Annotated in this window: 26 protein-coding genes and 1 pseudogene; 22 read left to right on the top strand and 5 right to left on the bottom strand. The window is 48.4% G+C overall.

The features are described 5' to 3' along the window. Positions 1 to 29 precede the first annotated feature (29 nt). A complete protein-coding gene (locus tag C4S74_RS22245) occupies positions 30 to 1,517 on the bottom strand; it encodes a carbohydrate binding domain-containing protein (RefSeq protein ID WP_103997533.1) in 1,488 nt (495 codons plus the stop codon). A 353-nt stretch (positions 1,518 to 1,870) separates the two neighbouring features. On the opposite strand from C4S74_RS22245, the gene C4S74_RS22240 reads away from it, so the two are divergent. Further along, positions 1,871 to 2,143, top strand: a complete 273-nt coding sequence (locus C4S74_RS22240; protein ID WP_181024509.1) for an LCI fold-containing protein — start codon at positions 1,871 to 1,873, stop codon at positions 2,141 to 2,143. Positions 2,144 to 2,392: 249 nt separating this feature from the next. After that, complete coding sequence (locus C4S74_RS22235; RefSeq protein ID WP_103997589.1) at positions 2,393 to 3,046, top strand: M48 family metallopeptidase; 654 nt, start codon at positions 2,393 to 2,395, stop codon at positions 3,044 to 3,046. Between the two features lie 49 nt (positions 3,047 to 3,095). Here C4S74_RS22235 and C4S74_RS22230 read toward each other — a convergent pair whose 3' ends face one another. Next, positions 3,096 to 4,409, bottom strand: a complete 1,314-nt coding sequence (locus C4S74_RS22230) for an amidohydrolase family protein (RefSeq protein WP_103997531.1) — start codon at positions 4,407 to 4,409, stop codon at positions 3,096 to 3,098. 158 nt (positions 4,410 to 4,567) lie between these two features. Between C4S74_RS22230 and C4S74_RS22225 the strand changes: the two genes are divergently transcribed. From C4S74_RS22225 to C4S74_RS22215, 3 genes are all read left to right on the top strand, one after another. After that, on the top strand, positions 4,568 to 4,996 hold the full coding sequence (locus tag C4S74_RS22225) for a MarR family winged helix-turn-helix transcriptional regulator (protein ID WP_103997530.1): 429 nt from the start codon (positions 4,568 to 4,570) through the stop codon (positions 4,994 to 4,996). A gap of 224 nt (positions 4,997 to 5,220) precedes the next feature. Next, positions 5,221 to 5,703, top strand: coding sequence for a DUF2975 domain-containing protein (locus tag C4S74_RS22220; RefSeq protein ID WP_103997529.1), 483 nt, complete (start codon positions 5,221 to 5,223; stop codon positions 5,701 to 5,703). A 10-nt stretch (positions 5,704 to 5,713) separates the two neighbouring features. After that, positions 5,714 to 5,935, top strand: a complete 222-nt coding sequence (locus tag C4S74_RS22215; protein WP_103997528.1) for a helix-turn-helix transcriptional regulator — start codon at positions 5,714 to 5,716, stop codon at positions 5,933 to 5,935. A gap of 84 nt (positions 5,936 to 6,019) precedes the next feature. Here C4S74_RS22215 and C4S74_RS22210 read toward each other — a convergent pair whose 3' ends face one another. Further along, positions 6,020 to 7,396, bottom strand: coding sequence for a PLP-dependent aminotransferase family protein (locus tag C4S74_RS22210; protein ID WP_181024508.1), 1,377 nt, complete (start codon positions 7,394 to 7,396; stop codon positions 6,020 to 6,022). Between the two features lie 194 nt (positions 7,397 to 7,590). On the opposite strand from C4S74_RS22210, the gene C4S74_RS22205 reads away from it, so the two are divergent. The 6 genes and pseudogenes from C4S74_RS22205 (at position 7,591) to C4S74_RS22180 (ending at position 12,498) form a co-directional block, all read left to right on the top strand. After that, positions 7,591 to 8,457: a DMT family transporter gene (locus C4S74_RS22205; RefSeq protein WP_103997526.1), complete on the top strand. Its 867-nt coding sequence runs from the start codon at positions 7,591 to 7,593 to the stop codon at positions 8,455 to 8,457. Positions 8,458 to 8,703: 246 nt separating this feature from the next. Beyond that, complete coding sequence (locus C4S74_RS22200; protein WP_103997525.1) at positions 8,704 to 9,630, top strand: DUF2268 domain-containing protein; 927 nt, start codon at positions 8,704 to 8,706, stop codon at positions 9,628 to 9,630. Next, positions 9,605 to 10,345 (top strand): annotated as a pseudogene (locus C4S74_RS22195) (MerR family transcriptional regulator). The gene C4S74_RS22200 and the pseudogene C4S74_RS22195 overlap by 26 nt, the downstream one beginning before the upstream one ends. A gap of 320 nt (positions 10,346 to 10,665) precedes the next feature. Beyond that, positions 10,666 to 11,193, top strand: a complete 528-nt coding sequence (locus C4S74_RS22190; protein WP_103997524.1) for a GNAT family N-acetyltransferase — start codon at positions 10,666 to 10,668, stop codon at positions 11,191 to 11,193. Between the two features lie 63 nt (positions 11,194 to 11,256). Continuing rightward, the gene (locus C4S74_RS22185) at positions 11,257 to 11,733 is read left to right on the top strand and encodes a GNAT family N-acetyltransferase (protein WP_103997523.1); all 477 of its coding nucleotides are present in this window, start codon (positions 11,257 to 11,259) and stop codon (positions 11,731 to 11,733) included. A gap of 330 nt (positions 11,734 to 12,063) precedes the next feature. Continuing rightward, the gene (locus C4S74_RS22180; protein WP_181024507.1) at positions 12,064 to 12,498 is read left to right on the top strand and encodes a DUF4259 domain-containing protein; all 435 of its coding nucleotides are present in this window, start codon (positions 12,064 to 12,066) and stop codon (positions 12,496 to 12,498) included. 121 nt (positions 12,499 to 12,619) lie between these two features. Here the strand turns inward: C4S74_RS22180 and C4S74_RS22175 are convergent, their stop codons facing one another. After that, positions 12,620 to 12,958: an immunity protein YezG family protein gene (locus C4S74_RS22175; RefSeq protein WP_103997521.1), complete on the bottom strand. Its 339-nt coding sequence runs from the start codon at positions 12,956 to 12,958 to the stop codon at positions 12,620 to 12,622. A 444-nt stretch (positions 12,959 to 13,402) separates the two neighbouring features. Then, entirely contained in the window at positions 13,403 to 13,954 is a 552-nt protein-coding gene (locus tag C4S74_RS22170; RefSeq protein ID WP_103997520.1) for a chorismate pyruvate-lyase family protein, read from the bottom strand. A 390-nt stretch (positions 13,955 to 14,344) separates the two neighbouring features. On the opposite strand from C4S74_RS22170, the gene C4S74_RS22165 reads away from it, so the two are divergent. From C4S74_RS22165 to C4S74_RS22115, 11 genes are all read left to right on the top strand, one after another. Then, positions 14,345 to 15,811, top strand: a complete 1,467-nt coding sequence (locus C4S74_RS22165) for a glycosyltransferase family 2 protein (protein ID WP_181024506.1) — start codon at positions 14,345 to 14,347, stop codon at positions 15,809 to 15,811. Between the two features lie 12 nt (positions 15,812 to 15,823). Continuing rightward, positions 15,824 to 16,087, top strand: a complete 264-nt coding sequence (locus C4S74_RS22160; RefSeq protein WP_103997518.1) for an acyl carrier protein — start codon at positions 15,824 to 15,826, stop codon at positions 16,085 to 16,087. Further along, complete coding sequence (locus C4S74_RS22155) at positions 16,080 to 17,312, top strand: beta-ketoacyl synthase (RefSeq protein ID WP_103997517.1); 1,233 nt, start codon at positions 16,080 to 16,082, stop codon at positions 17,310 to 17,312. The genes C4S74_RS22160 and C4S74_RS22155 overlap by 8 nt, the downstream gene beginning before the upstream one ends. Before the next feature lies 1 nt (position 17,313). Beyond that, on the top strand, positions 17,314 to 18,012 hold the full coding sequence (locus C4S74_RS22150) for a hypothetical protein (protein WP_103997516.1): 699 nt from the start codon (positions 17,314 to 17,316) through the stop codon (positions 18,010 to 18,012). Further along, positions 18,009 to 19,481: a class I adenylate-forming enzyme family protein gene (locus tag C4S74_RS22145; RefSeq protein WP_103997515.1), complete on the top strand. Its 1,473-nt coding sequence runs from the start codon at positions 18,009 to 18,011 to the stop codon at positions 19,479 to 19,481. Before C4S74_RS22150 ends, C4S74_RS22145 begins: the two co-directional genes overlap by 4 nt. After that, entirely contained in the window at positions 19,465 to 19,710 is a 246-nt protein-coding gene (locus C4S74_RS22140; protein ID WP_103997514.1) for a hypothetical protein, read from the top strand. Before C4S74_RS22145 ends, C4S74_RS22140 begins: the two co-directional genes overlap by 17 nt. 82 nt (positions 19,711 to 19,792) lie before the next feature. Continuing rightward, positions 19,793 to 20,224 carry a 3-hydroxyacyl-ACP dehydratase FabZ gene (gene fabZ / locus C4S74_RS22135; protein WP_103997513.1) on the top strand — a complete coding sequence of 144 codons (432 nt, stop codon included), beginning with the start codon at positions 19,793 to 19,795 and terminating at the stop codon, positions 20,222 to 20,224. Beyond that, a complete protein-coding gene (locus C4S74_RS22130) occupies positions 20,221 to 21,447 on the top strand; it encodes a glycosyltransferase (RefSeq protein ID WP_103997512.1) in 1,227 nt (408 codons plus the stop codon). Before fabZ ends, C4S74_RS22130 begins: the two co-directional genes overlap by 4 nt. After that, positions 21,444 to 22,457: a hypothetical protein gene (locus tag C4S74_RS22125; RefSeq protein ID WP_103997511.1), complete on the top strand. Its 1,014-nt coding sequence runs from the start codon at positions 21,444 to 21,446 to the stop codon at positions 22,455 to 22,457. The genes C4S74_RS22130 and C4S74_RS22125 overlap by 4 nt, the downstream gene beginning before the upstream one ends. Beyond that, positions 22,438 to 23,430 carry an ABC transporter ATP-binding protein gene (locus C4S74_RS22120; RefSeq protein ID WP_103997510.1) on the top strand — a complete coding sequence of 331 codons (993 nt, stop codon included), beginning with the start codon at positions 22,438 to 22,440 and terminating at the stop codon, positions 23,428 to 23,430. Before C4S74_RS22125 ends, C4S74_RS22120 begins: the two co-directional genes overlap by 20 nt. Further along, entirely contained in the window at positions 23,402 to 24,199 is a 798-nt protein-coding gene (locus tag C4S74_RS22115) for an ABC transporter permease (protein WP_103997509.1), read from the top strand. The genes C4S74_RS22120 and C4S74_RS22115 overlap by 29 nt, the downstream gene beginning before the upstream one ends. Positions 24,200 to 24,212 lie beyond the last annotated feature (13 nt).

The following is a 24,212-nucleotide window of genomic DNA, read 5'->3' as shown; positions in this document are numbered from 1 at the left end:
AGGGAGTGCCCTTCGCTTTAATAACGTCTCTAGTAATGATTCACCGCTTTAACCGGCAGAGAATAATAGGCGTTTCCTTTTTGTTTGCCGTAGCTGTGCACCGCGACGCCGCCAAAGCCGGCATGTCCGTCGTAGTGAGCTTTTAATGCGGCCAGTGCGCGATCCAGATCGTCCAAACCTTCTTCGTAAAAGGTCACGCTGTCTCCGCCCGCCGTTACGGGATCAATCGTTTCAAGTCCTACGGTAACTTTTTTGCCAACCTGTGCCGCATAGTCGATTTCGTTCTGGGCGTCCCGGACGGCTTGCCATTGACCGTCGGAATACCGGTCCGTATAGTCCATCAATCCAACCCAATCCAGCCGGTCGATCAAATGCTTATAAAACCCTTTATCGACGCCGTTGTACGTAACCGTGTATTCCGCACCGTCATACCATCTCGGGATATCTTGAGCGTATGTCATACCGGTCCCGTTCATAAGTGCCTTGGCTTTATCGATATAGGCAAGAGCTTGCTGCATGACAAGGGCTTTATTAGCTTCCCATAGTGTTGTATTCCGGTAAACTTCGATATCTTGATGCACACCGTCGAATTTTTCGTTCGCTGTCGCACTTCCGTTGAAGGTAATGACATCGGTTATTCTTTCCAGCCCTATCGAATGTTTATCTGTCAATCCCCAATCTATCTCTCCGCTTACCGCTTCCACCCGTATTCCTTGTGCATGTGCTTGAGAGATAAATTGCTTAAGCTGCGAGTTATTGGTGGTCAAATGGGTCTTGTTTATGTAAAGAAGAAGAACGTTAACCCCTTTGTCCTGAGCGAATTGAAACAATGTCGAACGTTCCGCTGAATCCTGCAGCACAGAAGTCGTTTCCTGCCAAACCCACATGGCTTTGACGTCCTTGTTTATCGCTTGGACACCGCTTCTGGCTTTAAGACTAAGATCGTCCAAATAAGCGTTTGCCCCGCTATCGGCATTTTTATATATGTATACCTGGAGTTTGGCGGTGCCTGGAACGGTCGTAAAAGCAGTCGATTTAAATTCATACAGCGTTTGATTAAATCTTAAAGTGTTCTTGGCCAGTACATTGTTATTTACGTCTAAACAATCTACACCGACAATGGCCGTATCCGAAGAGGCGCTTACGCTGCCGTGACCGGACAAAACATAGGTCGTTCCCGGTGAAATGCCCGAAATGATTTGCCCCGCGCCTCCTTCACCGGAAGAGACACGAGCCGCTTTTACTCCCGCAAAGGACGGAGAGGTGACGACCGCGGTATTTCCCCAATTGGTCCAGCTTGCCAAGTTGTCTTCAAATCCCGGATTCGCAATCAGATTATCACCGGAATTCAAAACAGATGCGGTCCGATCGGTCTCTTCAGCCAATCCGCTAGTGGACCCAGGACCCTGAAGTAACTTGTTGTCCGCCGCATGTCCAATGGATGCCATTCCCGATAAGCTTATTAGGAGCGAAGAAGCCATAACAACCGACAAGCCTGCTTTCATAACCTTTTTCATCAACACAACTCCTTTTCACATTGAATGGTGTAAATACATATTTATGGTACCATGTCTGCATTTATTAGTATATATAAGTCGGTTTATAGACTGTTAATAGACATGAAACCTGTAAAATGAACACTTAAAACGATATGTATCCTTTTTATGGTAATTAAATTACTTTACATGGTAATCTGATGACGATCGATTATACAGTTATTGTTAATATCATACATAAATGTTAATTTGAATTCGAGAGCAGAGTACTCATTCTCAATCCAGAAGCAGAGGAGGATGCCAAAAAAATTTTAACATGGCGGGCACTGCTGTAAAAGCAATAAAACAATTCGGTTGTGAAAGGATGTTAAATGATGATGAAGAAAATTTTAATCAACTCGGCACTTTCGTTATCTCTGTTATTCTCGGCGGCACCGGTTTTTGCCGCAGCAGACACTTCGACTCCCGCTGCTTGCAATGATACGATTCAGAACAGATATCTAAAAAATCGGACGGGAATTTTTTCGGATCATTTTACCGAGAACGGGACTACATGGTACCTCAAGGGAATCACTTCCCAGCATGTTTCAAATGATGGCGGATACGTTGAGTATACGGCCCATTATCAGGCACATGTTTGCGGTTAAGAGGTTAAAGTAGGGGTCATTTCGTAACGCTGGAAGCCGGCTGGGACAAACGTTAATGAAATAGGGAGCACCAGACAGCCCGGTCAGTGATGACCGGGTTGTTTTGAATTTTGAGGCTGTACCAGGTGGTAAAACTGCGGTCCGGTGTTATAATGATAGCCAAGCCGTAAAGTAATTTACGGTGCGTGTTTTACCTTTTTAACGAAAAATTGCTTGTCCATCTAAAAACGAACGGAAATGATGTGGATGATGAAAATTGAACTCGGCCAACGGCAAATAGACATTCATGTGGAGTACGGTCCGCGCAAAAAACTCTCCATCCACATCGACCCTTCGGGACTCGTCACGGTGAAGGCGCCAAATCATACGGCTGACGATGTGGTGACGAACGCGGTAAGGCAGCATGAGAATATAATTTTAAAGCAATTGCAGGCGATTGAGACCGCTCGCCAACCTCAGAAGCTTCGGGAGTATGAAGAAGAAGGCAAGTTTCTTCATCTTGGCCGGTATTATCCGCTTCATGAGTTAATCGAAACAAACGGGCGTACAGAGCAAGAGCTTCAAGATGATCTGAAGAAGTTTTACTTCGCGAGCTGCAAGAAGGTGATCGGGGAGCGCATCAAAATTTATCAGAAGCAGCTGAAGGTCACGCCCAAATCCTTTATCATCGAGGAGTCCCGAACGAAGTGGGGCAGCTGCAGCTCAGCTAAGCATCTTACTTTCAATTACCGTTTGGCAATGGCACCCCTGGACGTTATTGATTACGTCGTCATACACGAGCTTTGCCATCTCTTGCATATGAATCACGATCGGTCCTTCTGGCGGCGCGTCGGCAGCGTGATGAAGGATTACAAATCGAAGGAAGCGTTCCTTGCGAGATATGGGCACGCCATGACCTTGTAATGGAAAGAACAGGCACTCTTTAACAGAGTGCCTGTATCAATTGAATGAGCTATAGCTGTAGCTGCTGCGCGCCTTTGAACCACACGGCTTCGATCGACAAGGTATCCGAAATATCGGTTGTCGGATCGCCGTTTACCAGTATGAGGTCAGCACGTGCGCCTTCGGAAATTCGGCCGCGATCGTTAAGACCAAAGCGGCGGGCCGGTTTTGAGGTAGCGGACTGAAGCGCTTCTATGGGAGTGAACCCGGCCTTGACCAGCAGCTGCATTTCATGATGTACGCTGGCGCCGTGGGCGAGACCGCCGAGATTCGGAACGGGAACAGGGGAGACATCCGTTCCTACCAGAATATCGACTCCGGCATGGTGAAGATCCATCACGTTTTTATAGCTATTCTCCATACTGCCTTGAGGAAAAGTATTGAAGCTGGAGTTCAAAATATCGATCCATTCGGGACTTAATTTGGAAGACACACGGTGATCATTCGCCAATTCCGATGCCGGATTCCCAAGAATGGACGAGTTCAATACCAGGCACGGTGTCACAAACGCGCCCGATTCGGCTATGGATTTTACTAATTCGGCAGTGTTTTCGGGTCTGTCGATGAACAAGTGGCCCAATCCGTCCACTCCAATATCGATGGCGGTCTGCGAAGAATGAGCGGTCAAAACGTGGGCAATGACGATTTTATCGAGCTTATGGGCTTCTTCCACGGCTGTTTTCAAAATCTCGTCGCTTAAAACAGGCAGGCCGGGCGCGCCCATAACCGTTCCTTCTTCGATCATGATTTTAATATAGTCGGCCCCGTTTTCCGCTTGGGTATGCACATGTTTGACCGCTTCTTCCACAGTCGTCACTTGGGGGATTTCTTCGTGATCGTGAGCGTAAGCGGCCAGCATAGCTTCCCGGTCTTCTTTCGATAACTTTTCCAGTTCTTTTAATACGAACTCAGGAATTTCATCCCCGTCGGGCAGCAGTTCATCCGGATGACCGCCTGGCGCGGTAATCGCTGTGCCGGCAGAACGGACATCGGCAGCGTCGGCCACATTTTTCAATTGAATCGCACGTCCTCTTTCCGTAAAATCACCGTTCATTTCGAGCTCTGTCGTAACGCCGAATTTCAAAGCATCCCGCAGTCCGCCGATGGAAGTGTGAACATGCGCATCGATCAGGCCCGGCATTAATGTCGCATTTTTTGCATCAATGACGGTTGCATGTGCCGGAACATCTCCACCAACCGCAACAATAGTTTCCCCTTTGATAACTACATGGCTCGAATCGATAAGTTTTTCCCCATCGAAAATACGTGCGTTTGTAATCACCGTAATTTTTTCTGACGAAGAGTTTTGAGCGTTATTTTTCATAATGTTATTCCTCCTTGTGTAGTTGATGAGACAATTCGGAGTATAACAGTTAGAATTCTAACAGTCAACAATTTAAGTTTTATTTGACAACAAGAAATAATTTTCGTATAGTTTAACTGTTAAAAGTTAGCCTTCTAACATTTAGGGGAGGTACAAGCATGAAATCTCACAAGGATACGCCTTATCTGGAATTATTTCAGGTTATTGGCCTCAAGTTAAAGAAAAAAGCGGATGAAAGCATAAAAGAATTGGGATTAAGCGCGCAGCAAGGAAAAATAATCGACTATATTTACCGGAACCAGGAAAACAATTTAATCCAAAAGGATCTAGCCGACCGATTTCATCTGCGCGGAGCGAGCATTACAAGCCTGCTTCAAGGTCTTGAGAAGAAAGGATACATCGAACGAAAAATCCCCGCCAATAATGAACGGCAAAAAAATATATATGCTCTGCCAAAAGCCGTTGAGTTGATTGAAGCCTTTAATGACTCCTTTCAGAAAGTGGAGGACGAGATCGTGCAAGCCCTTAGCGAAGAGGAGAAGCGGATTTTAAAGGAATTGTTGGTCAAAATTAATGACCGCTTTTAAGGGCGCTGTTCATGGAGTCAAAGCGGGTTAAACGGATGGGGTCATGATCGAATCGTGCTAAGTTAAGAAGCATTTCTCTGCCAAGAGAGATGCTTTTTATTTTGCGTGAAATAAACAGGTATGAATAAAACAATCAAAACATATCCTAAAGCAATTAAAATATATTGTTTTACGATAAATTTTGTGTTAAATTCAATACGAACAATAACTAAGCGAGGTGCGTTATGAAACGAGGAACAACTCTCTTTTTAAAGGTGGCTCTTATTCTTATCGGAGTTCCGGTTCTTGCCATGTGTATTTTTTTGGTGCCCCGAATCGGGAATTTTGCAGCGGAATTGTATCCGGAACATACTTACTTGAAATATCTCCTATGGATTGATTTGTACGCAACGGCGCTGCCCTTTTACTTTGCCCTGTATCAGGCTTTCAAACTTTTAAGCTACATTGACAAGAATAAAGCTTTCTCGGAGCTATCCGTACAGACATTGAAGACCATAAAAATCTGTGCCGTCATTTTCGGCGGTTTGTATGTCGCAGGCATGCCGCTTTTCTATCTTTTGGCGGAGAAAGACGACGCTCCCGGGATCATAGTGATCGGTTTGGTCCTTATTTTTGCCTCCATGGTCATTGCCGTTTTTGCGGCTGTTCTCCAAAAGCTGTTAAAAGAAGCGATAGATATAAAATCTGAAAATGATTTGACGGTCTGAGGTGAATAACATGGCGATTATCATTAATATTGACGTGATGCTGGCTAAAAGAAAAATGAGTGTTACCGAACTTTCGGAGAGAATCGGAATTACGATGGCCAATCTTTCCATATTGAAAAACGGGAAGGCAAAAGCGGTTAGGTTATCGACTTTAGAGGCGATCTGCAAGGCTCTCGATTGTCAGCCTGGAGATCTTTTAGAATATAAAGAGGACGATAACACCCAAGGATAGAAGAACCAACGGAACGCATGAAGGATTAAAACCTGTCGAAAACGGCAGGTTTTTTTGTGCGCTATTATCCGGTGCCTGCTCTGCTCATAACCGGAAGAACGGCTTAGGAGAGCTGCTTGTAATCGGGGTACGCTCCAATTCTTCTGCGATAATACGGATACCTTCTTCAATATCCCGCTCATCGGTCCTGATAATGCTAATACGCAGCAAGTGAGGCTTGGGAAAAGTACTAAGGAAATGCCTGTCGGCCGACAGGACATCCACGCCGCGATTCTCCAAACGGCTGACCAGATCTTCCGCATAAACGGAATCCGGAAGCCGGATGGAAGCGAAGAGTCCTCCGGATGATGGAACGGTATATAAGCAATCTTTGGGCAAGAATCGGTTTGACACTTCCTTGAGATGTTGGATGCGCTTGTTGTACAAGGATTTCATTTCCTGTGCATGATGAGCATACATGCCGGATTTCATATAAATCTCAAGCACACCTTGAGAAAGCACCGAGGTGCTCAGATCCGCCGAATGTTTATGCCACTGGAGGACAGGAACAAACGAATCGGGTACTGCGGCAGCGGCAAGTCTTAATCCGGGCAGCATCACTTTGGAAAAACTTCTGAGATAGATGACATGACCTGCCCCATTATAAGCGTGAATCGGATCTGCTTTACGATCTGTTTCCAAATCGCCAAGATAATCATCCTCCACAATGTAAACGTCATGGGCTTTGGCGAGTTCTGCCAGCTTCCTTTTGTCTTCCGCCGTGTAAGAAGTGCCTAACGGATTTTGGAAACGCGGGATCGTATAAAAAAACTTGATCTGGTTGCTTTGAAAATGGCGTTCCAAAGCGGCCCAGTCAATTCCGTCGGGAGTTCTTTCGACCCCGATTACGGTTTGTCTTTGTGACTTAAGTGCGGCAAGCATCCCCCAATACGTCGGCTGCTCGACCAGAATGTTCGTTTTTCCGTTGGGAAACGGCATTCCGGCCAGAAGATGAAGAGCCTGCTGGGCGCCGGAAAATATAAAAACTTGCCGTGCCGAAGGAAAAACCTGCTGCTGCTGAAAAAGCTTCGCGATCTCCTCTCGAAGAGAAAGCAGCCCCTGGGGATCGGGATAAGTGAATATCGACGTCTCGAATAATTCCATCGCTTTGTTCAAGCATTGGCGAAAATCCGTTTGCGGGATTGACGCGGGGTCGGGAGCCGCAGACGCGAAATCGATTCGTTTTGTTTGCAGCAGGGGAAGGAGCGCTTCTTTGGCTACGACGAAATAACCGCTCTTCGGACGCGAATAAATAAGATATTGTTTTTCGAGTTCCTGATAAACACTAATAACGGTATTAAGACTACAGCCGAATCTTCGGCTCTGCATACGAATAGAGGGCAGCTTCTGGCCCGGTTTAACGAGACCGTTCACGATATCCGCTCGGATAATTTGCAGAATATTTTCTTTTTTATTTGTCATTAAAATCCCCCCAGATCCAGAGATTAGTTCGATATCTGTACCCATACAGATAGATAAATAATCAATATACAGGTTATTTTGTGACTATTATAATACAACTATTCATACAAAAGTGTAATATACGATTATTTATTTCTTTATTTACTCAAAGTATCGGGCATTTTTGTATAGGACAATTATTTGAGGTGATTGTAATGAACAAAACGACAAGCGGCTGGATCAACGGATTCGCTGGCGTGCTTATCTTCAGCGGATCGCTGCCCGCAACCCGGCTGGCCGTGGCGGATTTCGATCCGTTATTCCTCACCGTAATCCGGGCGGCGATTGCAGGGGTGTTGGCGGGAGCCCTTCTTCTCATCTTCCGGCAGCAGCGTCCTCACCGCAGCGACATCGTTCCGCTCGTGTTAGTGGCACTTTGCGTAGTGGTAGGCTTCCCGCTGCTGACGGCCTTGGCCCTTCAGTACGTCACATCCGCGCATGCCATTATCTACATAGGGCTCCTGCCGCTTTCGACGGCGATCTTCGGCGTACTCCGGGGAGGTGAACGTCCTCAACCGGCCTTCTGGATCTTATCGGCTCTGGGCAGCTTCCTCGTGGCGGGATTCGCCTTATCGCAAGGGGCTGATTCTTCACCGGCCGGAGATTCGTTAATGCTGGCTTCTATCCTCGTATGCGGGTACGGTTATGCGGAAGGGGGACGGCTTTCACGGAGGCTGGGGGGCTGGCAGGTGATCTCCTGGGCGCTCGTTCTTTCACTTCCCGTTATGTCGCTGCTCTCGTTTTATTCCATGCCGGATTCATGGACGGGTATAAGTACTTCTGCCATTTTAAGTCTAGCTTACGTGTCCCTGTTCAGCATGCTCATCGGTTTCGTATTCTGGTATCGCGGCCTTGCCCAGGGAGGCATAGCCGCAGTCGGACAGCTGCAGCTTCTTCAGCCTTTCTTCGGCCTGCTGCTGACGGCCGTCGTTCTGCACGAATATATCGGCTGGCCGATTTTTATCGTGAATATCGGTGTCGTACTATGTGTGGCGTTCGCCCGGCGTTTCGCCTCCAATTAGGTTTATGGAAATCTTATTTGTAGAAAAACATAACCCTAACCATACCTATTACGCTAACGGAAAACACTAGTTGAATAAACGACCAGGACGAAGCTGCCGGCGCTGATCGGCAGCTTCATTAAGCTAACGAACAGGATGGTTTTATAAACATGTAAATTAATTTCGATTCAAGAGTCTTGACTATGACGTTAGGTCATAGTGCATAATTCTCTCTAAGAATACTAACCTAACTAGGAGTTGAGAGAGATGAACATAAAATCACTGCGTTCAGATCATATTTATAAAAAAGTTATCCAAGCTTCACCCGAGGAAAAGCTTGAATTATTCAGAAACGAAATGATGGCTCCCTTTACGAAACAATGGCAAATTCAACAAATCCCTTTTAAAGCGGAAGAAGCGAATGGTTTTGACGTTATTACGTTTAATAGTATGATGCATCGATCTCCTGATCAGATTACCCAGCAGATTTCATCTGAGGTAGAGTTGATTTCCTCAGATTCTTTTTGGTTAGAGTGTGAGCACGCTGTAAGGAAAGGCCTCCGTCTATTTATAGAACACGAAATAAGTCTCCCCGTATCTGAATATTTGTTTACCGTTCAACTAGGGAATCCGGAAAACCGTGCCTTAACAATAAACGAAGGATATAGCGGCTTTGGGGGGATCCCCGGGTTTATCTGGGGTACACTCTTGCCAAATGAGTACACGATTCCTCGAATGAAGGCTGCGCTGGCGCACGAATGCAACCATAATGTGCGATATCAATTTATTCAGTGGGATCACACCGTAAATTTGGGCGAGCTAATTGTAAGTGAAGGATTAGCTGAAAACTTTGCTGCGTTTATGTTTGGAGAAGAATTGCTCGGCCCTTGGGTAACGAAAACAAATGCAGAAACACTTAACAGGCGCATTAAGCCCATACTCCGAGAGCAATTGCAATTAACGGGGTTTGATCAATTTGCCCCGTATCTTTACGGTGATGAGATCGCAGAACTTCAGAACTTTAAACCGGTCAATATGCCTTACAGCGCCGGCTACGCTTGCGGATATTATTTAATCCAGTATTATTTAAGAAAAACAGGGAAAACGATCTTTGAGGCCACGATAACGCCTGCTGCTCAAATACTAGACGAAGTAAAAGGATTTTGGGATGAAGAAACCATTATTGGCGGTTAAAGATATTGTTCAGATAACAGGCATTACAGCTCGTACCTTGCATTATTACGATAGAATCGATTTATTTAAACCGACACATCTGACGGAAAAAGGGTATCGCCTATATCATCTAAGCTGTTTGGAAAAACTTCAAACCATTTTATTCTTAAAAGAATTGGATTTTTCCTTGAAAGAAATTGCGGACATTTTAAAGCTGACCAGGCAAGAACAGAGACAAATAGTAAAGAAGCAGGGACAAACTTTATGAAAACAAAGACTGGAAAACATCATAACTGCTCTCGATGAATACGTTTCGGGGAATGATATTAGTAATTTGCACATTTTTAACCATTCTTCCGTTTTGCCATTGAAAGAACAGTATGCCAATGAAGCAAGACTCATTTATGGCGAAACAGATGCGTACAAAGTGTATAATGAAACGATGGAAAATTTATCAGCAGATGAAAAAGAGAAACGTTTTTCCGATATTGAAGAAATATATAAACAAATTGCGTCCTGTATCGATCAGGATCCTTCCTCCGATGAAGTGCAGCGATTAATCGAAGAGTGGAAAGAAAATCTAATGCATTTCATGACATGCGATGAAGAGTTACTGGCTTGCATAGCCCATACCTACAAATTCGATGCACGATTCAAAAGCTACTTTAATCAATATGGCAATGAGGGTTTAGCAGATTTTCTTTACAGTGCAATTATGCAAAATATAAATCGGTAATCATCTCAATGAATGGTAAATGCTCTACAATCACTCCCAAAGGTAGCTTGGACCATGACAATCGTATGTGGCCTACAAATGCATGACGCCGATAGTTATTGTAAGCTCGTAGATCAGTGGGGGCGTGCTGCATTGAAAGAAATGAGCCCAGGGACAGGAACAAGGTCCCATTGAAAGTCGCTATTTGTCGGAGGACAAGAACATCGTTTTCCGATTAAAGACATGAATATATATCGTTTCGCGTTTGAAAGGCGTGGATAAATCCCCGGATGGCTCCTGATTGAGTTCAGACCTATAACGATGCAATAGGGAGGAAGAGTATGATTTCAATCGTTCGGATGAAGCTCGAAGATTCGTATAAAATACGCGATATAGACCGTTCCGAAACCATAGAGCGGATCTACACATGTAAGGATGAAGTTCTGGAGGAAACTAAAACCGCTCATGAATGCCCCAACTGGAAAGAAGACGATTATACTTCGATCATTTCACGGTATGAGCGTGAACTCGAAAACGGCGGTACGGCAGTGGGAGCGTACGACGGGGATACCTTGGTCGGGTTCGGTGTCCTGGCTAATACGTTTAGAGGCCGGGAGAAGGACCGGCTTCAGATAGACCTGATGTATGTTACCCGGGATTACCGCAGACAAGGAATCGGGAGCCGGATCATGAAAGAGTTAAGCGAAGCGGCAGTCGAAAAAGGCGCGAAATACTTGTACATCTCCTCTACGGAAACGGAATCCGCTGTAAATTTTTATAGGAGCTGCGGTTCGGCCATTACGCCGGAGGTCGATGAGGAGCTATTTGAAAAAGAGCCCTGCGACATTCATATGGTCAAACGATTGTAAGGCCAGCAACAGGATGAATGATTAAGACGAACGAACCAAGGAATATGAACGGAGAAGCTTTATATGATTACTCTCAGAAAAATCACGCTGGAAAACCGACGTGCCATATTTAACTTAGAAGTTTCAGAAGAACAACGCCGCTTCGTAGCTTCTAATCTGTCAAGCATGGCCTCTTGTTATGTGCTTGCTACCAATGGAGGTCATCCATTTCCATTTGCCATTTATGCAGATGAGCAACCCGTCGGTTTTGTTATGTTGACTTATGGAATCACCGGGTACGAGCTCCCATCAATTGCAGACGAAAGCTATTGTATCTTACGACTAATGATTGACAAGCAATACCAGAACCGGGGCTACGGCCGGGGAGCCATGAACAAAATCTTGGAATTTATCCGCACCTTTCCGGCAGGGCCGGCACGGTACTGCTGGATTCCATATGGAGCTGCTAACTTCGCTGCCAAAAAGCTTTATGAAAGCTTTGGTTTTCGTGACAACGGTGAAATCTGTGATAACGAACCAATTACCGTACTGCAACTTTGATTTGGTACCCTCTACATGAATGAGGTGCCCTTTGTCACCCCCTTGTCAATGCAAGGTGGTCGTGTCCAATAAAAGGGGCTGAAGTCGAACAACTGCCGATGAATGAGATTTTTATGAGCGCTAAATGTACCAATTGCAACCTGTTCGTTAAACTATCGTCTTCGTTAGCTGAACTTTCTCCGCAATTCTTTCGGTCTTGATTACCTTTTGACGGAATCAGCTCTCCTTGTGAGTGCAGGGTGTTGCCATTCAAGGAGTCATGGTAACATTTGACGTGCATTGGACATGCTCCATATAATAAAGAGACGAACAGTGACCGGAGGACATCGAATGGGAGCATGGGGAATCAAAGCATTGGAAAGTGATGAAGGGCTGGATCTAGTGGCAGCGATAGAGGTCTTGCTTCCTCGTGACACGTTGGATTTGGGTGAATTGATGGCGAAGTTTGGTGAGGATGATTTCCTTTATGACGGAACAGTGCTCGCCCTCGCGGAGCTGTATATCGAGTTTCTGGAGAGTGGCAGTTTGGATTACGATCATGAGGAGGAAGAACGCGCCTTGACGCAAGTACGGGCGTTCACGGCCGATCGTGCCGCGCTTGGGGCTTTGCTGGAGCATCTGAACGTGATTTGGACTGACATTGAGGGGGACTGCGAGGGGGATTTGGCGGAGCTGTGGCGGGAATCGTCGAGCTGGGACGAATGGCGGGCACATGTGCAGCAGTTGATTGCCAAGTTGGAAGCACGGCTTGCTAAAGAACGGTAGAAGGATGATTGAACGAAAACAAAAGCGTCGCAATCCGAATGATAGGGTTGCGGCGTTTTGTTTAGCGGATTTTCCAATATTTTCTACTTTCGCAGCTATACCGCTCAATCGTAGGTGAGCGTCATGCTAATCTTTCAATTTCATCTTGTAGTTCCTGATCCCAAATGAATTCCATATCAAATGCTCCGTCAGGTTGTACAGAAAAAACAGCTCTGTTCCATTTATTATTCCCGCCTTCAGTCGTTATTTTATGAAGTTCAAGAACATCAAATGTTAGTTGAAAATCAAATTCATCTACATCTATTTGTTTTGTTTCATTTTTATTGCTCAAATAATTTCCTGTGAAACTAACCATTTCACCAATCACTTCAATATCTAATTTTGCTTTCACCCACTCTCCATTAATTACAGTACTAATATTGGTTACAATAGATTCATAAATTTTGTCGACTGTTTTCATATTTACCACCTTTCTCTATTTTGTGCCTTTGTTGATATGTGTAAAGCATTGCGCCACAGCTTCATCAGTAGCTAAATTGCTCGCCTTTTATTTTAAGATACTGACATAATGCCTTGTTCCACTTGTTATTACCTCCTTCTGTAGTTATTTCATGTAATTCCATGATAGCAAAGAAGATATCGTGGCCGGGATAAAACATGTCTACATTCAAGAGCTGAAAAAATAAGCGAGGTTCTTTCGAAAAACAGCAAGAAGGGAAAGGAACTGCTCTGCGGGGTTTAAGTGAATCCTTCAACCTATAAAGAAAAGACCATCCGGCGGAGGATGGCCCCGAAAAGAATACGGCTCATTTTCTTGAAGGAACTTAGACGGGTAAATCGGTGATTTTTGTAGCTATTAAGGAGGACCTGGAGAAATTGGGCGGCAGGAGTCCCCGAATGGGCGTTATCGTCCGCTGGCGGAAGAAATGCGGGAAGCCGAGCGGACAATCGCGTCCCGGTCAAAATATTCGATCAGGTAGAACCAGCACGAATCTCCACCCATGATTTTATATTTTTTCATGAGGTAAGCGGAAGCCGACAGGGAATAGGAGGCGAATGCTTCCATGCCGCTTCTATGTTCGATTCCTGTCTCCGTGATTTCCCGGCGGGTCGGATATTCAGCCAGCAGTTTGCCGAGCGGAAACTGCCGGTTATCAAGCTGCCTGGCCAAATCCGCGGGGAGTGTCAGCAGGTTCGCGTACACAATATTGTAAGATAGCACACGGCCGGGCAATGTCAGGCTCGACAGGCGTCTGATGAACTGCCCGTTGGCCGGAAAAGCTTGCCGGATGTCTTCCGGAACGGATTCCGGAGCTGCCCGTTCATGTTCATACACATGAATATTTACTTGATTACCGACGATAATCTCAATCGTGCGTGTTGTCGTTCCGTCCGTTTGCAGCAGAAGATCGGATATGAGGCGCTTATCCTGGTCATGGTCCGTGTAAATGGTCATACTACCTCCCTTAATCTCTGTTTCTTACTCTTGATTATATATAAAATGGTTAAATTTTCAATTTATTAGTTTAAATCTAACAGTATTAGGAATAAAGTGTCTGTTTTTATAGGGATAAATTTTCACTGTAAAAGCGGTGAGACATAATTTGTGATTTAACGGAATCTTTTCGACAGCATAGAGCATTATACTCCATTTTTACAAATTTATTGACCCCTGTAAGGTTATGAAAGATGAATTATATACTTAAAAAATATCATATTTGCTTGAAAATAACATTTTTTTCACTATACTTGTAGGTAATAAGGAAGGAGGAGGTATAAAGACTCAGTCATCCGTTGTACTGTGTAAACTCAAAGATTTCATTTATTGCTGTGATGGGAGATGAAAATGACATATAAAGTTTCGTTTGTGATTCCGACGTACAACTCAGGCGAATTTATGGCTGAGGGATTGCGGTATCTCGCGGCCCAGCATAATGAAAGCCGGACAGAGTTCGAGGTCATCGTCGTGGACGACGGATCTGCGGACGACACGGCGGAGCTGGTTGAAGCGGCGCGGGAAAGTCTGGATCATCTGATTTACCTGTATATCCCGCGCGATGAACATTCCGGCCGCTCCCGTACGCGCAATCGGGGAATTCAAGCGGCGACAGGCGATATCCTATGCTTTCTGGATGCCGGAATCTTAGTTCCGCCTGACTATCTCGATACGGTTGTCGCCCGGTTCCGGGAACGGCCGGATCTCGTGCTTTTGCACATGGTACTCGGGCTAAATGCGGACCCTGACCGGGATGATACAACCGTAGTTCATAAGCTGTCCCCGCTCAATCTGCGGGAAGAAGCGGCGAAACTATCCGTATCGCCGGTATGGCAGGACAGCCGGTATCAGGCTCTCAGGATGCTCCGGGACAATCTGGATCTGCTTGCCGCTCCTTGGGAAATGGGACTGGGAGGCGCCATGAGCGTGTCCGCTTCACGTGTCCGTGAGGTGGGAGGTTACGATGACACTTTTAGAGGCTGGGGCTCGGAGGATATTGATTTCGCTTACCGGCTCTACAGAGCGGGATGTTCTTTCCGTTCGGAGAGGCATGCCTTTGTGCTGCATCTTCCGCATCCCGTCGCCAGAACAGAAGACAGAATGGAAAACGATTTTCGCAACAAACGTAGTATTCACCGTAAGCTGTGGCAGCTGGAAACGGAAGCTTACCCCCACTATCAAGGGATGTTCTATTCCGCTTTTCTGGAGAAGCTGATGTACATCGACTTATCCATGCTAATGAATAAGTTTAAGGCCCCCTTTATTCAACACCTGTATAACGAGCACTTTCGCAGCGCGTCAACTTCCTTATTGCTTGGAGTAAGCGAGCAGAACATAGCCAGGCAGTTGAATCCCACTCATATCTATCTATGGAACCGCCGGTTGGAAAGTCTGTTCCCATCTTCTCTCTCGCAAGAAATCCGCTGCCGGCTCGGCTGTGATACTCCTTATGAAAACAGTTATTTCGAAGCAGCGCTAATAACCGATTTTGTGCTTTTGTTTCAGCCTTATATGATGGGACAGATTATAACGGAGCTGCTAAGAACCGCCCGTAAAATCGTATATGTGTACGATCCCGGTTTTGAGAACGAATATCCCGTGCAGCAGGCCGGCCAGACGTCAATAAGCATGCCGGTCGTTTCGCCGCATCTTACTCCGCGTTTTCGAACGGAGCTTGCATTGAGCCCGCGTAAGTTAATGATGGAGCGCACCCGGGTGAGTGCCAGGAATGAACTGATCACGATGCTGAACAGAGGCGATAGGAAGATCGTATTGGAGCCGCTGCGTGAATCCGGATATCCGATTACAACCATTTAGGGAGGAAAATTTATGAAAGCGATTACCGAACTGAAAGCTCTCATTACCCGCATTTGCGAGGAGAAAATGAACATCGAAGTTAAGCCGGATGTAGATCCGCAGGAGCCGATTGGCGAGGAATTCAGCCTTGATTCCATTTCCCTGTTCGAACTTATTGTAAATCTGGAAGAAGAATTCCGGTTTAAAGTGGCCGATGACGATATCGACAAAGTCGGGAAGATGAACATCGCGGAGCTTCATGAGTTTATCCAAAGGCAGCAGCTCATTCATGGATAAACGTGTCGTGATAACCGGATACGGGGTTGTAACCCCTTTCGGGTTAGGGGAGGCCCCCATTTTCGACAACGTATTTGAGGGCAAGCATTGTTTCCGGCCTTTACACAGTATCGATACTTCCAGAAGTTATACGAAAGTAGGCGGAGAGGCGCCTGTCGAAGAACGTTCCTACAAGTTTTTTACAGAGTACTGCGCAGGTGAGGCTTTAGCGATGGCGGGGCTTGACCCGGAGAATCACGGGAGCAGTCTGGAGAAAGCCGCAGTGGCTGTCGGAAATCTGGGAGACGGCACCTATCTTCTCAACTATTACGAGCAGTTCTCACCCGGCTGGGAAGAAGAAGCAGTCGCAAGCAAAAAAACCGAATTTGCGCGATCGGAGGGCGGACGGCCGGTATCCATTCATGATTCCAATCCTTACGAACAGGCGGCGGCGGTTGCCGGCATAATCGGCTCCACCGGCGAATGCCTGGCGTTTACCAATGCATGCGTGGCCTCGGCCAACGCGATCGGTTACGGCTTCGATCAGGTACGCAAAGGGAGAACACCGGTTGCGGCAGCAGGCGGGATCAATGTTCTCTATCCGATCGTTTTTTACAATTTCGATTCAAGCCGGGCCATGGCGGAAGAAGTGGTGCGTCCGTTCAGCAAGCATCGAAGCGGTCTTCTTATCGGCGACGGGGCGGCTATCCTGATTTTAGAAGAGCTACAGCATGCGCTCTCTAGAGGCGCCGAACCTCTGGCGGAAATGATCGGCTGGGGCCTGAGTTCGGACGGTTTCCATATTACGCAGCCCGATCCCGAAGGAGACGGATTGGCGAGATCGATGAAGACCGCTCTGCGCCAAGCGAACTGCAGACCAGAAGAAGTGGACTATATCAACGCGCACGGAACCGGGACGCCATTGAATGACAGCAGCGAGACGAATGCGCTCAAGCAAGTTTTCGGAGAGCACGCCCGCCATATTCCCGTCAGCTCCACGAAATCGACAACGGGTCATATGCTGGAAGCTACCGGGGCTGTTGAAGCGATTATCTCTGTTCTTGCTCTGATTCAAGGAAAGATTCCTCCGACCGCGAATTTTGTTGAGCCCGATGAAGGGCTTGACTTGGACTATGTGACGGAAGGCTCCCGTCAGAAGAGGCTGGACGTGGTAATGTCCAACTCAAGAGCATTCGGCGGAAACAACTGCACACTTCTTTTCCGCAGATGGAATGGAGGGGAATGAGATGAAGGAACTCTCAGAACAGGCGCATAGACCGGCTGCACGGAACATGCAGCTTGCGGTTACGGGTTTCCACGAACAGAGCGACCACGATCCCATTCCGCCTCTTCGGGGGTTTGTCCGTTCCCCGTACAATCCGCTGATTTATCATGCGGCGGTAAAAGCGGCAGAACAAGCAAGATCCGGGGATATCCAGCCGGAACGCAAGGCGATCCTGCTCGGAAGCTTGTTTACCGATATGATGACGCTCCAGGAAACGAGCAAGGATCTCCTGCAGGGAAGGAAAGTCAGCCCGATCATGTTTCCTCCCTCTGTGCCGAGTTCTGTGATGGGATATATCGCCAAAGAACTTGGCGTGCACGGACCGTTAAGCTGTATCAGCGTTACGGCTGCAGGTGTGCATGCACTGATCCGGCAGGCGGAGGACTATATCGAGGACGGTGAAGCGGATCTCGTGCTGCTCACCCTGTGCGACAGCCGGTCCATCCGGTCTTCCCACTGGATTTCGGATCATCCGGGAGAAGGAGGAGATCCCCGCGCATCGGGAGGCGTCATTTCGCTTGCCTTAGAGGCGGCGGAACATGCAAAGCACCGAGGTCTGAAACCCGTCATCGCTCTGGAAGCATGGCTGGAAACTTATGAGCGGAATGCGGCCCGGGGTTACGGTCTTTATGTGCCTTCCGGAGGGGAGGGGCGATTATGATCACTTTCAAGCCTCATCCTAAAACGGCCCTCTTGTCGTCGGAGCTGAGCTTGTCCTACGCCGAGCTAAACGGCAGAATCGGAGACAAAAAGAAATGGCTGGAAGACCGGGGGTGGAAGAGCTGCCGGGTGGCTATCGACCTGCCGGACTCATACACGCTGCTCGAATGGACAGCGGCAAACTGGCAGCAGCGCAATCACGTTCTTCTGTTGGATCAGCGGATGAAAGAAGACGAAAAGCAGGCCCGCCTTCGTCTGTTTTCACCGGATCTGACCCTAAGTGCCGAACTCCCCAATCCCAAGCAGGTCGTCTCGTTCTTCCAGCCGGAAGTGGCCGTCTCCCTGTCAGCGGAAGACGGGAAAAATGCGGACCGCTCCGCACCCGCCGGCAACAATTCGGACGGGGTGCCGCAGCCTTCGAACGAGTGGCAAGCGCTTACTTTGTTCAGTTCCGGTTCGACGGGAACACCGAAGTCCATTACACGCACCTATCAGTCGCTGCTGGACGAATGGTCCGGCTATGCCCGCGAAGAGGGAAGCCCCGGTTTAAACAGTCTGGTGTTGTGCCTGGTTCCCCTGAGTCACGCGCTGGGTCTGATGTCGGCTGCCATGCATACGCTGCTGCAGGGAGGAACCGTAGCGTTCCCCGACTTCATAAACGGTGAAGAAATCGTTTCCGCTATCGAGCGTTATGAAGTATCGCATGTGTATGGCGTAGCTTTTCATTACAAGCTGATGGAAGCCCGGATGGAGGAGTTTGTCCGTCAATCAGGCAATGTACGGAGCGGTAAGCCGCTGTATCTGATCTCTTCCGGAGGGCCGCTCCCGTCGGATTTGGCCGGCAGGTATCGTGAACGTATCGGCCTGCCGATCGGACAGCAGTACGGAATGAGCGAAATCGGCTATATCTCGGTTGACTTTACGGACAGCCACTCGCCTTCCCTCGGTAAAATCTCGCAGCATATCCGCTACGAATGGAGCGAGGAGCAGCCTCAACTGGCGATCCGTTTGGATAAGAGTCCTTATGCGGACAAGCAGGACAATTGGATAACCGATCCACATGGGGACGGGACCAGCGGAACGCTATATACGCAGGATCTTGTTCATATCGATGAGCATGGCTTTCTTACGGTGATCGGCCGGAGCAACGATCAAATCAGTATCGGAGGGCTCAAAGTTACGCTTCAAGAAATCGAAGCAGCTCTTAGAGAACATCCCTTGATCAGAGAGGCCGCAGCCGTGCACTACGAGCATCCGGTGCTCGAACGCGTCATCGAAGCCTTCATCGTATGGGACAAGCCGGCCGTGACTCAACCGCTGGACGACATCATCCGCTGGCTCCGGAACGTTCTTTCGGATTATAAAATCCCCAAAAAGCTTCATGTAATCGAACAGCTTCCCTTGTCGGCTGCCGGTAAATTACTGCGGGGAGAATTGTTAAAGGAGCATTCTCATGGTACACATCGCTGAAATCAAAACCATTGTCATTGAATCGGGTCTTTTTCAGACTCTGGACGAGCAGGTGGAATCGGACATGCCCTTGCAGCTCGATTCCTTCTCGCTGATCTGGCTCATCGAACAGTTGGAACGCCGCTACCGGATCAGTATAGATTACCGCACGCTCGATTTAGAGCACTTCAGTACGATCCGTAAGATTCATCGGCTTGTCCTGGATAAACTGGGGGCAGGACAGCCATGATTGCCGCTGAAAATCTACGACCCCGATCCCTTTTTTACGTGGCTGCAGCCAATTATCCAACCGCCAGTCAGGAGGTCATCTGATGGAAACTCCGGTTACATCCGTACTGCCGCACCGCTATCCGTTTCTGCTCATTGACAGAGTAACGGAAGTGGAGCCAGGGGTATGGGCAAGGGGCTACAAAAACGTATCGATCAACGAATGGTTTTTCCAAGGCCATTTCCCGGATGAACCGATCATGCCCGGCGTCCTGATCACGGAAGCGATGGCGCAGCTTGGCGCATTTGCGATTCACAAGCCCGGCCAAGCGCCTTTTGCTGGAATGATCGCTTCCATCAAAGAAATCAAATTCCATAAGCCTGTACTGCCCGGTGACAGGCTCGATCTTTTCTATGAGGTTCTGAGCCATAAAGGTCCGTATGTAAAAGGAAACGCCCAGGCTTCCGTAAAGGGGGAAACGGTTGCTAAAGCAGCCGAAATGATCGTTTACTTGAAGGGGGCGAAGGGACAATGAAGGTTTTGCTTGTAACAAGCAACTGGGCGGAAACTTACGGGCACGCCGTGAGAAGCATGGCGGCGGCCGAGCAGTTAATGGCGGCGGGACATCAGGTCGCCGTGCTCGCTCCGGCATCCTTTCGTCATTTGTTTCCGGACGGAGTCCGCTTCTACGAGTCTGTGCCCAAGCCCCCCTACATTGAGAACAAGCTCCCGTTTTTCGGCTATCACACTTATGAAGATTTAATTTTCGTCTCCGGTCATGCGGATGACTTTCATCTGCTCGACACGGTTGAGCGGGAACGGGCAACGATCCGGGACTTTCAGGCGGATCTGGTTTTTGCGGATATGCAGTTCACGATTGCCATCTCGGCCCATATCGAAGGCGTCCGGCTTGCGTCTATCGTCAATTGGCCCATTCATCCGGCTCATAACATCGAACTGGAAGATTCTCATCCCGGGCGCAAGCTCATTCTGAGAAGAGTCCGCAATATATGGAACCGCGTGCTTCATAAATATGGCATGCCGCCCGTCGACCATATCTGCCACACGTTATTCGACCACTGTCAGCTGCTGCTTGTGCCCAGCTGCGAGGAACTGGAGCCTGAACTGCTCCGGTACGAACCGGATGCGGAATTTGTCGGGCAGCTGGTTCCGGACGCATTTAAAGAGGAACCGGGCTGGCTTAAACAATGGGAGCAAACCTGCAAGGAGCCGCTCCTATTTGTTTATCTCTCGTCGCTCCCGTTCGGTATCAATTCCCGCAGCACGTTTGAAATGATGTATGACGTGTTTGAGAAAAATCCCGTACGCGCCGTATTCGCTATCGGCAAGTACAACTCAGCCTTCCTGGACCATCCTCTGAAGTCTCGGGAAGAGCGGATCCGTTTCGAGCCTTTCGTTCCGTCCGAAACCATTATGGCGCATTCAAGCCTCTGCATTACGCCCGGTTCCAATTCCATGATGGTATCCGCTATGAGGCATCATGTTCCCGGGCTGCTTTTTCCCGATACGTATGAACGCAGTTTCAACGCGTACTGTATGAAGCGCGCCGGTCTTGGAATCGTATGCGGAGAAAACGACCTTGACCGCGAACGCTTCGAATTCCTGCTGCATGAAGGCTTAACGATGAAGAGCACGGAAGCCTCCTTGCAGATTCAGAATCAATTGGCCGCCCTGGAAAAGACGCCGAGACTCGTTCCGCTCCTTGAATCGGCAAGCAGAGGCGGGGTGACGTCTTGACGCTGCAACCCGCCTACAACTGTCTGCTGGGCTGTTTTTACAACGAGCTGACGATCCGGCACGGGCTTCGGTTTCCGCTGGAAAAATGGCTGCTTCAGGCGGACTATTTTCAGGTGATCCACTGCGTCGTTCATGGGTATTCGAAGCTTTCGGGCCCTCACCCCGGAGACTTGATACAACAATTTCAGCAAGAGTTCCCGGCAGTCCGTACAGTCGTTCCCGAATTTCGGGATGTAAGGCAGTCCGTGAATTTTGCCAGGGAATTCACCCGGAAACATGGATTTATCTCGGCTGCCCACAATCTGAAGCATGCCCCTTTCGAGACGACAACCTATGACAGCGATTCCTGGAACTATCTGCTGCTTACGGGATTTACGGGGAAGGGCGAATGCCGCGTCTATAGTCCTTACAATAACGAATATGCACCGGTATCGGAGGAACAGCTTGAATTCATGCTGGATACGGCTTTTAATTACCGGCAAGCCGGGAAATTCACGCCTTTCATGTACTGGGAATGCGAGGATACGCAAAGCATACAGGGCGCTCTGGACCGCCTGGATGAAATGGAGCTGTACCGGTCTGCGGTGCAAAATTATCCGTTGGAGTTTAACTTGCATGAAGGCCGCATCTATACGGATTCCTTGAAAGTGATGCGTCAGCATATTCCTCCGGAGCAAATAAGGATGCAAATCAATGAAATTCATGCCTTTCATCGTATTCTTCTCAGAAGCCGTCAGGATTTGTCCGTTTTCCTGGGTGGAACAGGAATAGAAGCCGGCAAGGATATGGATGTCCTCGTAAATAAGTGGACGAAGTTTAATCAGCTTGTCGCTCTGGCCATTCTCAGAAACAGCACCGAGGAGTACGGGCGTCTCTATCCTCAGTTTGAAGAGCTGATTCGTGAAGAAGAACGCATTCTGAAAAGGCTGCCGGATAAATTCGCAGCTGCATCGCCGCAGAGCAATTCCGGCAAAAGCGGGGGAGATAACGATGTCTATCATAGAAGTTGAGCATGTGACCAAGGTATATGACAAGGGAAACGTCAAAGCGGTCAGCGATGTCACATTCGATGTTAACGAAGGCGAAGTTTTCGGACTTCTCGGTCCTAACGGGGCGGGCAAGAGCACGACGTTCAAAATGCTCACCACTCTGATCCGGCCCACGGACGGGGTTATCCGGATGTTCGGTGAATCCATTGCAAAGCAGCCGCGCGAAATAAGGAGCAGGATCGGCTACGTTTCCCAGCAGGGCGGCCTGGATGAAAGCTTAACCGCGTATGAAAACTTGAGATGGGTCGGCAAGCTTTATCATATAGGTTCTACCGGGATGGATCGCGCAATCTCGGATGCGCTGGAAACGGTGGACTTGCTTGCGGTCAAGGACCGGCTGCTTTATACCTATTCGGGAGGCATGAAACGCAGGCTGTTTATCGCTTCGGCACTGCTGCACCGGCCTAAGATTCTGTTCCTCGACGAGCCGACAGTCGGGCTTGATCTGGAGCACCGGCAGCAGTTGTGGGAAGCGCTAAACACACTTCATGACCGCGGGACAACCGTGTTCATCACTACGCACTATCTGGAAGAAGCGGATAAGCTGTGCGACCGCATTATGATTATGGATTCCGGTCACAGCGTCTGCATCGGGGAGCCGCAGGTTCTCAAAGACAGAGTCGGAGGGGACCAGATTTTCCTGGCCTTCTCCTCTTCGATATCTGCGGTCGACGAAGCGCTGCTGCAGCGGCAAATTCAAGAAGCGCTCCCGCTTGTGAGCCTGCGGCAAATCTCCGTCGGTCAGAACGGGGAGGAGCTTCGACTCTGGGTCGATTACGCTCATAAGCATATCAGCCAGTTGATCGACTGGTTCGCATCGAGAAATTTGCACGTGACTTCCGTACGCATCTCGCAGCCTACCCTGGACGATGTCATGATTCAGTATACGAAAAGGAGCTTGGCTGATGATAAAAATGCAGCAGTTCTGGTATGACTTCAGCTCCATGTTTTACCGCAATTATATTTACGCGGTCAAAAAACCGCTGTATATCTTGTTTAATCTGTCCACTCCGCTGATCTGGCTGCTGCTGTTCGGGCAAATTCTGGCGCCGATATCGAGCATCCCGGACTTCGGCCAGAACGGCGCCGCCTATTTGCAGTTTTTTGCGCCGGGCGTAGTTGTCATGACAACGTTGTATGCGTCGGGATGGTCCGGCATGGCCCTGCTTGAAGATATCCAGTCCGGCGTTATCGAAAAAATCATTTCGACTCCGTCCAGCCGTTCGGCTGTTATTCTGGGAAATCTGTCCTACTCGGCCGCAATGAGCGTCGTACAGGCGCTTGTAATCGTGCTGATCTCCGTTGTGATCGGAGCAAGCGGCAATTTGTCCGCCGTATCCGTTCTTGCGATTATCCTTTTCGGTTATCTGATTTCGGTCGCGATTTCTTCGTTCTCTTACATCCTCGCGCTGCTGACCCGCAAAACGGTTTCTTTCGTCACCGTGCTGAATTTGACTCTGCTGCCGCTCATTATGCTGTCGAGCGCCATGATGCCGATCCAGCTGCTGCCGAAATGGATTCAGTTTATCGCCGCGATCAATCCGATGGAATGGTACGTCCAGGTCGTGCGCCAGGTGTGGCTGACGGGCTCGGGGGTAACGGAGCTTTACGTGCCGATGGGGCTGATTGCGCTGCTGGCTGTCGGCGGCGTCTGGGGCTGCGCGTTTATGTTCAACCGGACACTGGACAACGATTGGCGGTAGGAGGTGAGGAAGG

It is taken from the genome of Paenibacillus sp. UNC499MF, assembly GCF_900107975.1.
Classification (GTDB): Bacteria; Bacillota; Bacilli; order Paenibacillales; family NBRC-103111; genus Paenibacillus_F.
This window is presented reverse-complemented; position numbering and strand designations above follow the sequence as displayed.